Raw genomic sequence first — 14474 nt, forward strand, 5'->3', positions numbered from 1 at the left:
AAACTTTCGCCCAATTCCTCAGCAAAAAAGCCACAATTGAATCATTTTGTCTTATAATTTAGCCCGCTAGCTATCAGCCCGCTCAAGAGATATTTGTATGACAACTATTATCAAGCAAGACGACTTGATCACATCCGTTAAAGATGCGCTTCAGTTCATTTCTTACTATCATCCACAAGACTTCATCCAAGCAATGAGTCGTGCGTATGACCGTGAAGAAAACAAAGCAGCCAAAGATGCGATCGCACAAATCTTAATCAACTCACGTATGTGTGCCGAAGGTCACCGTCCGATCTGTCAAGATACTGGTATCGTCAACGTATTCGTTGAAGTGGGCATGGACGTTAAATTTGATTTAACAATGAGCTTAGACGACGCGATTAACGAAGGGGTTCGCCAAGGTTACTTAGAAAACTCTAACGTACTTCGTGCATCTGTACTTGCTGATCCTGCTTTTGGCCGTAAGAATACGAAAGACAACACCCCTGCTGTGATCTACCATAAACTTGTTCCAGGTAACAAAGTAGATATCACTGTTGCAGCAAAAGGCGGTGGTTCAGAAAATAAATCTAAACTTGCAATGTTAAACCCATCTGATTCAATCGTGGACTGGGTACTGAAAACTGTACCAACCATGGGTGCAGGCTGGTGTCCTCCTGGTATGCTTGGTATTGGTATCGGTGGTACTGCTGAAAAAGCCATGATGCTTGCAAAAGAAGCATTGATGGAAGAGATCAACATGGACGAATTACTTCGTCGTGGTCCACAAAATAAACTTGAAGAACTTCGTATCGAAATCTTCGAGAAAGTAAATGCTTTAGGTATCGGTGCACAAGGTCTTGGCGGCTTAACGACTGTTCTAGACATCAAAATTAAAGACTACCCTTGTCACGCTGCGGGCAAACCAGTGGGTATGATTCCGAACTGTGCTGCGACTCGTCACGCACACTTCACACTAGACGGTACAGGTGTTGCGAATATTATTGCACCTAAACTTGAAGACTATCCTGAAGTCACTTGGGACTCATCTTCTTCTAAACGTGTTGACTTAGATAGCATCACACAAGAAGAAATGAACTCTTGGAAACCAGGTGATACGCTTCTTCTTAACGGTACAATCTATACAGGTCGTGACGCTGCGCACAAACGTATGGTTGATATGTTAAACAACGGTGAAGAGCTTCCTGTAGACCTTAAAGGTAAGTTCATTTACTACGTTGGTCCTGTTGATCCAGTGGGTGACGAAGTTGTAGGTCCTGCAGGTCCAACAACTGCAACACGTATGGATAAGTTCACACGTCAAGTTTTAGAAGCAACTGGTCTTTTCGGTATGATTGGTAAAGCGGACCGCGGTCCTGCTGCGATTGAAGCAATCAAAGACAATAAAGCAACTTACCTCATGGCTGTAGGCGGTGCTGCGTATCTGGTATCTAAAGCAATTCGTGAAGCGGAAGTTGTCGCTTTTGAAGATTTAGGTATGGAAGCAATCTATAAGTTCGTGGTTAAAGATATGCCTGTATCTGTTGCAGTAGACGTTAACGGCACATCAGTTCACGCAACTGCACCAAAAATTTGGCAGGCTAAAATTGGTAAAATTCCAGTTGTAGATGCAGCTGCACAATAAATAATATTCGACTTGTCTCAAGTTCAAAAAGCACTCTATCATTAGGGTGCTTTTTTATACCGAGAATACTCATGAAAATTTTAAGAACATTATTTTTGAGCGGATGCATGATCTGCTCACCTGCGGTTATGGCAGCTCAAGCGACTGATCAACAAATCGAAAAACTCATACAAGTATTGAATTTAGATCAGCTCTTACAAAGTACGCTTAAACAAATCCGACCTCAAATTGATCAACAGGCCTATAGCATTGTTCAAAATATTGTTAAGGCCGAAAAATTAACACCACAACAACAAGTTATTGCCAATGAACTGGCTGATAAAATTCACCAAGAAAATATTAAGCAAACTTCTTGGGAAAAACTTAAACCGATCTATCTCAAAATTTATAAAGATGTCTATGATGCCCAAGAAGTTCAAGCCCAGATCGACTTTTATTCCTCTCCAACAGGTCAATCCATTTTAAATAAAGGTCCACTTGTTGCTCAAGAATCCATGAAAATCCTGAATCAACAACTTGCAGGCTCTTTACAATCTACAGAAAAGAATTTTGCTGAAGTCCAAAAGAAATTAGAACAACTACAAAAACAAAGTATTCATACTGACTCGAAATAAGCTAAAAACCATTCTGCTGAATCAGAGTTACCATGTGCGTGGATCATATATCTTAAAAGGTTCTGTTAAGCGCACATCATCACTGGCTTTATATTCTTTATTTTTAATTTTTTCTTTTGATTTTTGCAATGTTCCGTTCGGTTGAATAACGGCAACATAGTTAAGCCCAGGCGTTTTCAACTGAGTCATGCCAATTTCTCTTAATGCCTGTTTTGTTGGCATTTGCATCAATGGTCCAACTCTGAGGAGATCTTCACTACCATTTGGTCCACCTCGAAACTGTTCTTCTTCATATTTTAAGAAATACTGCTGCCCCGCTTTAACACTAAAACTTGCAACCAAAGGTTTTTGAAAATGCATCACAGTTAAAGGTCGACTGATACTAAGTTGATAATCCCCTTCAGCCAGCTCTATCCAATAATAATGATTGCTGATTAAACTCGGAATGCGCTTACCATTTAGAAAAAAACTCGGTGCAATAATTTCCTGACGATTCCACTTACTATCAGGACGGTACAGATACAACACTGCGGCTTGCTGATGTTGAGGTTTTACACGGCTGAAAAACTGTCCTGGTTTTTGATTTACCCATGAGCCCAGATCAAATCCTGCAACTTTATATTGAGCTAGCTTCTGAGATACAAAAGTTTTTTTCTCACTAAAATCTACCGGTTTTAACGTTGAAACCACATGAGTTTGATTATTTTCGTTAAGCCCTTTATGTGTCTGACATGCCACAAGAAACAGACTCAAAGCACACACTGCTACGGTTGATCGCATGATTATCCCTCATCACGAATACTTTTTATTCTATGTCATATTTTTGTTATCGTTAGATTATCATCTCAATCCGAGATTAAAAACAAAAAACGCGCAAAAAGTGGGACTTTTTACGCGTTTCAGATGAATTACAATCAATTAAGCAGATTTAGTATCTAAAATCTTTAAATCGACCTTTTCTTCAACTTGTTGTTCTTGTTTAGGTTGGCGCTCAGTTCGATATTCTGGTTCAGCATTTTCATTGATCACAGCTTCATTGATCACAACAGTACCAATATCAGAGCGACTTGGTAAATCGTACATCGTATCGAGCAAGACGTTTTCAAGAATTGAACGTAAACCACGAGCACCTGTATTACGCTCAAGTGCTTTTTTCGCAACTGCTCGCAATGCTGAATCTTCGAATAATAGATCAACATCTTCCATTTCGAACAAGTATTGATACTGACGCGTTAATGCATTTTTTGGTTCAGTCAAAATTTGCATTAATGCTTCTTCGTCCAATTCTTCGAGCGTTGCAATCACTGGCAGACGACCAATGAATTCAGGGATTAAACCAAATTTCACAAGATCGGCAGCTTCTACCTGACTAAATAATTCAGATAACTTCTTAGAATCATCTTTAGTCTTCACGTCAGCAGTGAAACCAATTCCACCTTTTTCTTGACGCTGTTGAACGACACGCTCTAAACCAGAGAATGCACCACCGCAGATGAACAGAATATTAGACGTATCAATTTGAATGAACTCTTGCTGTGGATGCTTACGACCACCTTGAGGTGGAATTGAAGCTACCGTGCCTTCGATCATTTTTAAAAGCGCTTGTTGAACACCTTCACCTGAAACATCACGTGTTATTGAAGGATTTTCAGACTTACGGGTAATCTTATCGATCTCGTCGATATAAATGATACCCTTCTGTGCTTTCTCAACATCGTAATCTGCTTTTTGTAGCAATTTTTGAACGATATTCTCAACATCTTCACCAACATAACCAGCTTCAGTTAATGTCGTTGCATCAGCCATCGCAAATGGCACATCTAATAAGCGCGCTAAAGTTTGCGCCAACAAAGTCTTACCCGAACCTGTTGGTCCTATGAGTAAGATATTGCTTTTAGCAAGTTCTACACGATCTTCTGACTTTGCAGTTGATTGAGTCACTTTAAGACGTTTATAGTGGTTATATACCGCAACAGAGAGCGTTTTTTTCGCAGTGTCTTGACCAATCACATATTGATCTAAAGCTGCACGAATTTCATGCGGCTTAGGTAATGGACGAGTTGCCCATTCACCAGTTTCGACTTGCTGGCTCGTCTGAACTAAATCTAAGCATACATCTACACATTCATTACAAATGTAAGCGTCCTCGCCTGCAATGAGTTTACCCACTTCAGACTGCGTTTTACCGCAAAATGAACAATGCTTTTGTCCTTGAGGATTTTCAGACATCTTCACTCCAAATAAATTTCTATGCTTTACAGCTTAAAGTTGCGGACGTTTCGTTAAAACTTCATCGACCAAACCATATTCTTTTGCAGCTTGAGCGGTCATAAAGTTATCACGGTCTGTATCACGTGCAACAGTTTCATAATCTTGGCCACTGTGTTCAGCCATTAGACGGTTCAAACGCTCTTTAATAAATAGAATTTCACGTGCATGAATTTCAATATCTGAAGCTTGACCACGGAAACCACCCAATGGTTGGTGAATCATAACACGAGCGTTTTCTAAGCAGTAACGTTTACCCTTAGCACCAGCATTCAATAAAAAAGCGCCCATTGAGGCTGCTTGGCCCATACAATATGTCACGACATCTGGTTTGATGAATTGCATCGTATCGTAAATTGCCATACCCGCAGTCACTGAACCACCAGGTGAGTTAATGTACAGATGAATATCTTTTTCTGGATTCTCAGCTTCTAAGAACAACATTTGCGCAACGATTAAGTTCGCCATATTGTCTTCAACTTCACCCGTTAAGAAAATTACACGTTCGCGCAAAAGACGCGAGAAAATATCAAAAGAACGCTCACCACGAGATGATTGCTCTACGACAACTGGAACCAAAGCATTATCAATTGTTGGAACATACATACGTTATTTATTCCTGAATTTTTTGTCACTCAATACATTTTCACAATATGAGGGATAATTGTCGAAAATGCAAAATATTCACCATTAAATATCAGATATTTTTTGATTAAGCTTTGTGAATACAGGACAAGTTGATCCATATTTTTTACAAGAAAAAAGGCGCGTTAAGCGCCTCTTCCTTCGGATAATCGATTAGCCTTGTTGACGAGCTTGTTGTTCTTTCAACAATTCCTCATAGCTAACAGCTTTATCAGTTACTTTAGCAGACGCTAAGATGTGATCTACAACTTGGTCTTCTAAAACAACAGCTTCGATTTGTGCACGTTGTTGCTTATCATTTTTGAAGTATTCAATAACTTCTGTAGGATCTTCGTAAGAAGTCGCCATATCTTCGATATAAGCTTCTACACGTGCTTGATCAACTTCAATTTTTGCTTCAGCAAGAATACTGCTCACCAAAACACCTAATTTTACTGATTTTTCAGCTTGCTCTTTGAATAATTCATCTGGAAGCATGCTTGAATCAAAAGCTTTAGCGCCTTGAGCACCAAACTGTTGAGTAAACTGTTGAATCATTTGTTGACGTTGACGGTCAATTTCTTGAGACAACATAGATGCAGGCACTTCGATTTCGTTTGCAGCTACAAGCGCATCAAAAGTTGCACCTTTCACTTGATTGCGAAGACCGTTTTTCACTTCACGTTCCATATTTTTGCGAACGTCAGCTTTTAACTTCTCAACACCTTCTTCTTCAGTTAAACCAAAGATTTTTAGGAATTCAGCATCTACTTCAGGAAGCTTTTGTTTTTCAACAAGCTTAACTGTGATTTTGAATTGAGCTGATTTACCTGCAAGGTTTTCTGCTTGGTAATCTTCAGGGAAAGTCACATCAATTACTTTCTCTTCGCCTTTCTTCATACCAACGATACCGTCTTCGAAGCCAGGGATCATACGACCAGAACCTAGTACAAGTTTGAAGTCTTCAGCAGAACCACCTTCAAATTTTTCGCCGTCAATAGAACCTTCGAAATCAAAAGTAACTTGCATGTCTTTTTTAGCCATGCCTTTTGTTTCAGTCCAAGTCGCGCGTTGTTTTTGAAGATTTTCGATCATTTGATCTACATCTTTATCATTTACTTCAGTAGATTTACGTTCAACTTCTAAACCGTCAAACTTAACTGAAACTTCTGGGTAAACTTCAACAGTTGCTTCATAAACTAAAGCATCTTCTTTGTTTTCAACTTTTTCAATGTTAGGCATGCCTACAGCATTGATTTTCTCTTGTTGAATTGCTTCGAATACAGTGTCACGAATAACATCATTTACCACTTCTTGGTAAATGCTCGCGCCGTATTCACGACGAACAACATTTAAAGGCACTTTACCTGGACGGAAGCCGTTGATCTTAACTGTTTTAGCAGTACGTTTTAAACGAGCTTCGAATTGCTCATTAACACGGCTCGTCGGTACAGATACATTTAAACGACGGGCTACGCCCGAAACCGCTTCAGAAGTTACTTGCATGGCTTCCTCGATATAGAAATAGTAATTGCAATTTTTAAAGTGCCACATTATATGACAACAATCAAAGATATACAAAATACCTTTTTCAAACCATCTTTTTTATAAAGCTGAAAATATTTTTTGTTCACAAGGTTTAACCATATTCAATTCATATTTCTCAATTATTGTTTGTTTTTTATTGCTAATGATAAAGTTTATCATTAATATTTGCATCAAATTTGATCATGCCCTCAAGCATCACTCATACCAGCGGAAGAACATAATATGAGTAAGTTTAAGCTTCAACCTCTTACAGTTGCATTATTCGCTTTGTCTAGCGGTGCAACATTTGCAAATACCACAAATGAAAGTAGTGCTCATCAACTTTCGACAATTGTCGTTTCTGCTGCGGGTTTTGAGCAGGATCTTAAAAATGCACCTGCATCGATTAGCGTAATTACCTCTGATGATTTACAAAAAAAAGGCATCACTAGTATTGCTGATGCACTAACTGATATTCCAGGTATTGATGTCCGCAATGGTCAAGGTAAAACTGGTGGTTTAAACATTCAAATGCGTGGCCTTAACCAAGAATACACATTAATTCTTATTGATGGACAGCGTCAAAACACTGCAGGAAATATTGGTCCTAATGGATTCGGTGAGTTTGGTACAAGCTTCATGCCACCCTTAGCATCTATTGAAAGAATAGAAGTTATCCGTGGTCCAATGTCAACCCTTTATGGCTCAGATGCTATGGGTGGTATCATTAATATTATTACAAAAAAGGTAAGCAATCAGTGGAATGGTAATGTCTCTGTTGAACATAATATTCAAGAAAATAATGACATTGGCAACAACTGGAAAACAAGTGCTGTTGTAAATGGCCCATTGATTCAAGATAAACTCGGGATTCAAGTACGCGGTGAATTTTTCAACCGTGATGAGTCAGATCGATTGGTTTCACCTGCAAAAAATATAGATCAAGGAAATCAAGGGCGTGACCCACGTAATGTTGAAGCGAACAATTATTCTGTAGGTACAAAGTTAACGTATAATATTAATGATAGTATTTCTTCTTGGGTCGACTTCGATCATTCAGAACAACGCTACAACAATGAAGATTCAAGATTAGGTGAACAATATACTTATAGAAATAATGCTATCTCGGGTTTATCATCATATAGAGATGAAATTAAATTTTTAAGAGATCGCATCTCTGCGGGTGTCGATGCTGATTTAGCAATAGGCCAATGGAAAACTTTTGCAAGTCATGTCACTTCGGAGCAGAAAGGACGTATTCTTCCTGCAGGGAATGCACCAGAATATAACTACTATTCAGATGGAACAGGTGATCGTAAATTAGAAAATACTGATTTAACTATAGACTCTCGTCTTATTACATCAATCTCTAACCATAAATTAACTACTGGTATTGAATATAAAGATAATGAAACCGTTGATGCCTCTGCAGGTAATATTAAATTCAAACAAGATTCTTGGTCGGTATTTGCAGAAGATGAGTGGGCACTAACTGACTCATTAGCATTAACATTTGGTGGCCGTTATGAAGACCATAGTGCTTTTGGTAGTCATTTTACACCACGAGCATATGTCGTTTGGAATACAAATGATTATTGGACCTTAAAAGGTGGTGTGAGTACTGGCTACAAAGTACCTACAGCAAATGATTTAGCTGATGGTATTAATGGTTTTGGGTCACAAGGTCAAAGTGTCACTTTAGGTAATCCTGATTTAAAACCTGAAAAAACAACAAACTATGAATTAGGTTTCATTTATGACAACCTATCCAACTTCAATCTAACAGCTACGGGTTTCTATACCCAGTTTACAGATCTCATTATCTCCGGTGCTAATGTCATCGATAACTGTATTTGGGCAGAAAGACCTGCTGGAGAAACCCCAGCAGCAAACTGTATGACTGTTGGTAATTTCTCATATCAAGAAAATTTCTCTTTCCAAGGCAATGCTGATGAAGCTGAAAGTTATGGTGTTGAACTAAGCGCAAAATATGATATTTCTCCGAATATCAATCTAAAAGCAAATTATACTTGGCTAGAATCAGAAATTACGAAAGGCGTAGACAAAGGTCAACCAATTGAGAATACTCCTCGCCATGCTATAAATATGACTGGTACGTGGTTAGTTAATGACAAATTCTCTACTTGGTTAGAAGCTGAATATAAATCTAAACGTACTCGTTTTACAGATCCTGATGCGAATACAAATACCCAACGCGAGGTGGCTGTAACTAATAATGAACTTAAAGCATATGAACTATTTAATTTGGGTGCGTCCTACAAAGTAAATAACCAAGTTACCCTATCTGCTCGAATCAACAATCTCTTAGATAAAGATTTTGGCGAATATAAAACATTTACCAACACATCTGGTGATACTGTAAATGCTTTCCTATATACAAAAACTACGAGCAGTTCAGCAGGTACATATATTCCAGATCGCAATTATTGGTTATCCGTTTCATATAATTTCTAATTCTAGGTCGATTCTCTCTAGTAAAACCCTGCGCTAGCAGGGTTTTTTATTTTATTAAAAATTAATTCCCTATCAAAAATAGCCATACAAAAATGTAGAAACTTTAATTTTTCCAATATTATTTAAATTCATTTACTTATACATAAAATATTACATTATTACATTTAAGCTTCCGTTATTTAGTTTAACTTAAATCGCAAATATCAATTTTAAGACCCGTTAAAGCTAAAAAAGAATCATTATTATTCTCAACCTGAAAACAAATTCATATCAGGTTGAACATGGCCTTTATCAAGACACGTAAAAAAATCGTTTCATCTGCAATAGCAACGTCATTGGCTGTTATTTCAGGTCAAACTTTCGCACAAGAAGATACAGCGCATTTAGAAACAATTAAATCAGAGGCTCAATCAGAGCAGTCATTTAAAGTCGACAAATCCTCAAACGCTAAATACGTTGCTCCCCTACTCGATACTCCCAAATCAATCTCTGTTATTTCTCAAAAACAGATACAAGATACTCAAGTGACTACGCTGTCTGATGCTTTAAGAACTGTTCCAGGAATTACACTTGGTGCGGGCGAAGGTGGCAACCCAAATGGTGACCGTCCATTTATCCGTGGTTATAACTCTGAAAGTTCAATGTACGTTGACGGTGTGAGGAACTCTACTTCTCAAAACCGAGAAATGTTTGCCGTTGAACAGGTTGAAGTCACCAAAGGCTCCGCCTCTACTTTAGGTGGTGGAGGTTCCACGGGTGGTAGTATTAACCTAATTTCCAAATTAGCCAAATCTGGAGATGCTTTCCAAGGCTCTGTTGCTGGCGGTACTGATGCTTATGCACGTATCACATTAGATGCAAATAAAGATTTTGGGAATGGTATTGCGACTCGTGTCGTGGCAATGGGTCACCAGAATGAAAAAGCGGGACAACATAATGGCGCTGAATATGAACGTGCTGGTATTGCACCAAGTATTAGCTTTGGGTTAGACACGCCCACTCGAGCGACACTAGCCTACTACTACCTAAAGTCTGCTGATAAGCCAGATTCAGGTATTCCATATAAATACGACACTGACAGAAAAGCGACCGTCGGCTCACCCGTTGATGTTAAACAGGGTACATACTACGGTTGGTTAAATCGTGATTTTCAAAAGCAAGAAAATCAAAGTGGGACCCTTAAGCTAGAGCACGATTTTAGCGAAAATCTAAGCTTGATGAATACTGCTGTCTATAGCAAATCAAAAAATAATTACTTATGGACTCAACCAGATGACAGTCAGGGCAACGTCGCAAATGGAAAAGTTTGGCGTCGTCTAAATACCAACCTAACAACCACTGACAGTTTTACAGATCAACTCGCATTAACAGGTAAACTCCAAACAGGCATCATAAAACATAATTTCAATTTGGGTGCTGAATACAGTAAACAAGATTCTGAACGCGGCACAAACATTGTAACCGACCCTAATACCACGTTAATAGGCGGTAGTGGTGCTAATAATGCATGCTCATTAAATATTTCAAATGGTTGGTGTACTGATCTTTATAACCCCAATTCGAATGATGCTTGGCTAGGTAAAGTTCAAGCTAATCCAAATGTCATGAAGATTAAATCTGAAACACAATCAGTATATGCCCTAAATAATATTGAGCTTAATCCTCAGTGGCTCCTTGACCTTGGTATTCGCTGGGATGAATTCGAAACTGAAATGAAATACAATCAAGATACTGGTTCAGGCACTTCAGCAATTCAAGCAGGAACAAAATATAATTCAAAACACGATTTCTTCAATTATCAAGCTGGATTAACCTTTAAACCAAGAGAAAATGGATCAATTTATGCAAGCTATGCGACTTCAGCTAATCCCGTTGGAATCGATGCTGGTAATGGTTCAGAAGGGTTAAGTGTCCCAGGACGAAATACGACTGATGCACAAGCAAGAGCAATTAACAACCTCAAACCTGAAGAAGTCAAAACCTATGAAATCGGAACCAAATGGGACCTTTTGAATAACAGAATTAATCTCACAGCTGCTATTTTCCGTACAGAAAAAGAAAATACTCGCGCTTTAGATAGTGATGGATTTACAAGAAATATTGGTGAGACACGTGTTGATGGCGTTGAATTAGGCTTAAACGGCAATATCACAAATAAATGGGCTTTATCTGCAGGATACACATATTTAGATAGTGAAATTGTTGATGCAGGTTATGTCAAAAATAGCGATGGAAGTTATTCGGCTAGCCCAACTAATGGTAACCAAGTCCAAAATGTCGCAAAACACTCTGCCACTTTGTGGACAACTTACCAAGTTCTCCCTAAATTACAATTAGGTGCTGGTGTTTTAGCTATGGATCGAGTGTATGGAGATGCTGCAAATACCAAATTTGTACCAGGCTATGTTCGTTATGACGCCATGGCTCGCTATCAAGTAAATTCAGATATTGATCTTCAATTGAACGTCAATAATCTCTCAGATACACGTTATTTCACGAAAGCTTATGCTTCGCATTATGCAACTGAAGCTGAAGGTCGAAATGCTGTATTGTCTTTAAATTTCAAGTTTTAATTTCATTTCAGCATAGCTCTATACAAGCTATGCTTTTCATCACCTAAAGCAGTGAGTGATCGTAGTGATTCATCATATTCCAAATATTCTAAGCCCTGAACAAGTTCGATATTTTCGTGAAGAAATGTCTAAAGTAGATTGGGTCAATGGAAAGGTAACAGCTGGAACACTCTCTGCAACAGTGAAACATAATCAGCAACTTTCCAATGATCATCCCCTGACCAAACATCTAGGTGATATTATTTTAGAATCCCTAGGTCAACATCCTTTATTCTTATCAGCAGCAATTCCACTAGATATCATCCCTCCTCTGTTTAATCGCTATCAACAGCATCAATCATTCGGTTTTCATGTCGACAATTCGATTCGCAGAGTTCAAGGCTCACAAGAACGCTTGAGAACAGATTTATCTTGTACTTTATTCTTGAGTGATCCGCACGAATATGACGGCGGTGAATTAGTCATTGAAGATACTTATGGATATCACGAAGTCAAACTCCCTGCAGGAGATTTGATACTTTATCCATCTACTAGCTTACATGAGGTCATTTCTATCCAATCGGGTTGTCGCTTGGCATCATTTTTTTGGGTACAAAGTATGATTCGAGATGATTCAAATCGACATATGTTATTTACTTTAGATCAATCTATTCAGCAACTTCGTATGGAATTAGGGGATCAACATGAGCAAGTCATCAAACTCACGAGCCTCTATCACAATTTAATTCGAAAATGGGCAGAACTATAATTTATTTTTCACAGTTAATTTTTACAATGAAAAATATTATTAAAAAAAAATATATTGTGAAAAAAAATTTCACATTCATCATACTTTGATCTAAATCAGGGAATAATTCTCTTGAAGATCGCACTATACTAAAAGAAAGAATTTACAAGCACTGTGACGGTATAGCTAAGCTCTATATATTCAAAAGATTTTTAGGGAATTCAGCAAAATGATGCAGTAAGCCACTTGTAAATTGATAGAATAGACACAATCGATATAAATAGCGCAGTGCCTTTACACAAGACCCAAGCATGTTGTGCTATGAAAGGAGTTATCTCATGATGTTGGCTGATCCAAGCAAAAAATACCGTCGCATGTACCAACGTGTAGACTTACCTGACCGTCAATGGCCAAATAACGAAATTAATAAAGCGCCTATCTGGATGAGCACCGACCTCCGTGACGGTAACCAAGCTATTTTCGAACCAATGAACATTGAACAAAAGTTCAAGATGTTCCAAATGTTGGTGAAAATTGGTTTCAAACATATTGAAATTGGCTTTCCATCTGCCTCACAGATTGATTTTGACTTTACCCGTAAATTAATCGAAGAAAATCATATTCCAGATGATGTCTATATCGAAGTATTAGTTCAAGCTCGTGATCACTTGATTCAACGTACATTTGAATCATTACAAGGTGCCAAACGTGCAATTGTGCATATCTATAATTCAAACTCACCAACATTCCGTCAAAAAGTATTGAATGTTGATGTAGCGGGTGCGAAAGCCTTAGCGGTGAATGCGGCTCAAAAAGTGAAAGAATATGCAGCACAATATCCTGAAACTGAATGGGTGTTCCAATACTCTCCTGAATGCTTTACCGCAACTGAATTAGAAGTTGCAAAAGATGTCTGTGATGCAGTCACTGAAATTTGGGATGCTCGCCCAGATAATAAAGTTATCTTGAATCTACCCGCGACTGTTGAAGTTTCTGGGCCTCATGTTTACGCTGACCAAGTTGAATGGATGCATCGCAACTTACAACGCCGCGATGGTGTCATTATTTCTGTACACTGTCACAATGACCGTGGATGCGGTATTGCAGCATCCGAGTTAGCGATCATGGCTGGTGCTGATCGTGTGGAAGGTTGTGTATTTGGTAATGGTGAACGTACAGGTAACGTTGACGTTGCAGCGATTGCTTTAAATATGTATACCCAAGGTGTCGCTCCAAATCTAGATTTTTCAAATATTAATGAAATCATTTCTACTATTGAAGAATGTACAGGTATACCCGTTCATCCACGTCATCCATATGCGGGTGATTTAGTATTTACTGCATTTTCTGGCTCACACCAAGATGCGATTAAAAAAGGCTTTGAGTTCCAGAAAAACGAAGAAATTTGGGACATGCCTTACTTACCAATTGATCCTAAAGATTTGGGACGTGATTATGACGCAGTCATTCGTGTCAATTCACAATCAGGTAAAGGTGGTATCGCATACTTGTTAGAGTCGAACTACAACGTCGTATTACCACGTCGCTTACAAATTGAGTTCTCGCAAGTCGTGCAACAGGTAGCTGACGAAGAAGGCGTAGAAGTTTCTGCTGAGCAAATTTGGAGTTTATTCCAAAGTACATATGTAAATCAGAAAGATAAACATTATGTCGCGAAAAACTATCGATTATCTGATGAAAATGGCAATCAAGTCATTGAATTAGATATTGAAGTCGGTGGTCAAGTTCAACATCTACGTGGTGAAGGCAACGGACCAATCTCTGCAATTTTAGATGCTTTACAGTTGCCAATCGATGTTGTGAACTATGAAGAACGTAGCATTGGTGCTGGTGCAAATGCTAAAGCGTTGGCACTAATTGAACTTCAAGTCAAAGGTACAGGTAAATCAGCATTCGGTGCTGGTGTACATGACAACATCGTGACTTCATCTATTGAAGGAATTATTGCATGTACAAATCGTTTAATTGATCAAGGTGTTTTGAGCACAGATCAAGTGATCGCTGCGGCAGTATAAATATTA

The 14474-nt window shown here is 38.4% G+C and carries 10 protein-coding genes; 6 read left to right on the forward strand and 4 right to left on the reverse strand.

Annotated elements, in window-relative coordinates; translation table 11 throughout:
- Window positions 1-97 precede the first annotated feature (97 nt).
- Both AC1M9P_RS10655 and AC1M9P_RS10660 read left to right on the forward strand, forming a co-directional pair.
- The gene (locus AC1M9P_RS10655) at window positions 98-1624 is read left to right on the forward strand and encodes a fumarate hydratase (RefSeq protein WP_481587579.1); all 1527 of its coding nucleotides are present in this window, start codon (window positions 98-100) and stop codon (window positions 1622-1624) included.
- A gap of 71 nt (window positions 1625-1695) precedes the next feature.
- Window positions 1696-2238, forward strand: a complete 543-nt coding sequence (locus AC1M9P_RS10660) for a DUF2059 domain-containing protein (RefSeq protein ID WP_035265277.1) — start codon at window positions 1696-1698, stop codon at window positions 2236-2238.
- A gap of 27 nt (window positions 2239-2265) precedes the next feature.
- Here the strand turns inward: AC1M9P_RS10660 and AC1M9P_RS10665 are convergent, their stop codons facing one another.
- The 4 genes from AC1M9P_RS10665 to tig all read right to left on the reverse strand — a co-directional run bounded on the left by AC1M9P_RS10665 (window position 2266) and on the right by tig (window position 6636).
- The gene (locus AC1M9P_RS10665) at window positions 2266-3018 is read right to left on the reverse strand and encodes a DUF2846 domain-containing protein (RefSeq protein WP_035265274.1); all 753 of its coding nucleotides are present in this window, start codon (window positions 3016-3018) and stop codon (window positions 2266-2268) included.
- Window positions 3019-3156: 138 nt separating this feature from the next.
- Window positions 3157-4467, reverse strand: a complete 1311-nt coding sequence (gene clpX / locus AC1M9P_RS10670; protein WP_035265272.1) for an ATP-dependent protease ATP-binding subunit ClpX — start codon at window positions 4465-4467, stop codon at window positions 3157-3159.
- 33 nt (window positions 4468-4500) lie between these two features.
- Complete coding sequence (gene clpP, locus AC1M9P_RS10675; protein ID WP_035265270.1) at window positions 4501-5112, reverse strand: ATP-dependent Clp endopeptidase proteolytic subunit ClpP; 612 nt, start codon at window positions 5110-5112, stop codon at window positions 4501-4503.
- A gap of 192 nt (window positions 5113-5304) precedes the next feature.
- Window positions 5305-6636 (reverse strand): trigger factor, encoded by a 1332-nt coding sequence (tig, locus tag AC1M9P_RS10680; protein ID WP_481587580.1) that lies wholly within the window; start codon window positions 6634-6636, stop codon window positions 5305-5307.
- Between the two features lie 264 nt (window positions 6637-6900).
- Here tig and AC1M9P_RS10685 point away from each other — a divergent pair, with 264 nt between their 5' ends.
- The 4 genes from AC1M9P_RS10685 to leuA all read left to right on the forward strand — a co-directional run bounded on the left by AC1M9P_RS10685 (window position 6901) and on the right by leuA (window position 14468).
- Window positions 6901-9132, forward strand: coding sequence for a TonB-dependent receptor domain-containing protein (locus AC1M9P_RS10685; protein WP_481587581.1), 2232 nt, complete (start codon window positions 6901-6903; stop codon window positions 9130-9132).
- 281 nt (window positions 9133-9413) lie between these two features.
- A complete protein-coding gene (locus AC1M9P_RS10690) occupies window positions 9414-11705 on the forward strand; it encodes a TonB-dependent receptor (RefSeq protein ID WP_481587582.1) in 2292 nt (763 codons plus the stop codon).
- Between the two features lie 64 nt (window positions 11706-11769).
- Window positions 11770-12453 carry a Fe2+-dependent dioxygenase gene (locus AC1M9P_RS10695; protein WP_481587628.1) on the forward strand — a complete coding sequence of 228 codons (684 nt, stop codon included), beginning with the start codon at window positions 11770-11772 and terminating at the stop codon, window positions 12451-12453.
- Window positions 12454-12770: 317 nt separating this feature from the next.
- Window positions 12771-14468, forward strand: a complete 1698-nt coding sequence (leuA, locus tag AC1M9P_RS10700; protein WP_481587583.1) for a 2-isopropylmalate synthase — start codon at window positions 12771-12773, stop codon at window positions 14466-14468.
- Window positions 14469-14474: the final 6 nt, after the last annotated feature.

Source organism: Acinetobacter sp. 25-47-122, assembly GCF_056779695.1.

Excerpts from the sequence above, each read along its gene's own strand:
- leuA (WP_481587583.1), top strand. The coding sequence starts at position 12,771 with ATGATGTTGGCTGATCCAAGCAAAAAATACCGTCGCATGTACCAACGT.
- AC1M9P_RS10690 (WP_481587582.1), top strand. The coding sequence starts at position 9,414 with ATGGCCTTTATCAAGACACGTAAAAAAATCGTTTCATCTGCAATAGCA.
- clpP (WP_035265270.1), bottom strand. The coding sequence starts at position 5,112 with ATGTATGTTCCAACAATTGATAATGCTTTGGTTCCAGTTGTCGTAGAG.
- AC1M9P_RS10665 (WP_035265274.1), bottom strand. The coding sequence starts at position 3,018 with ATGCGATCAACCGTAGCAGTGTGTGCTTTGAGTCTGTTTCTTGTGGCA.
- AC1M9P_RS10660 (WP_035265277.1), top strand. The coding sequence starts at position 1,696 with ATGAAAATTTTAAGAACATTATTTTTGAGCGGATGCATGATCTGCTCA.
- tig (WP_481587580.1), bottom strand. The coding sequence starts at position 6,636 with ATGCAAGTAACTTCTGAAGCGGTTTCGGGCGTAGCCCGTCGTTTAAAT.
- AC1M9P_RS10685 (WP_481587581.1), top strand. The coding sequence starts at position 6,901 with ATGAGTAAGTTTAAGCTTCAACCTCTTACAGTTGCATTATTCGCTTTG.
- AC1M9P_RS10655 (WP_481587579.1), top strand. The coding sequence starts at position 98 with ATGACAACTATTATCAAGCAAGACGACTTGATCACATCCGTTAAAGAT.
- clpX (WP_035265272.1), bottom strand. The coding sequence starts at position 4,467 with ATGTCTGAAAATCCTCAAGGACAAAAGCATTGTTCATTTTGCGGTAAA.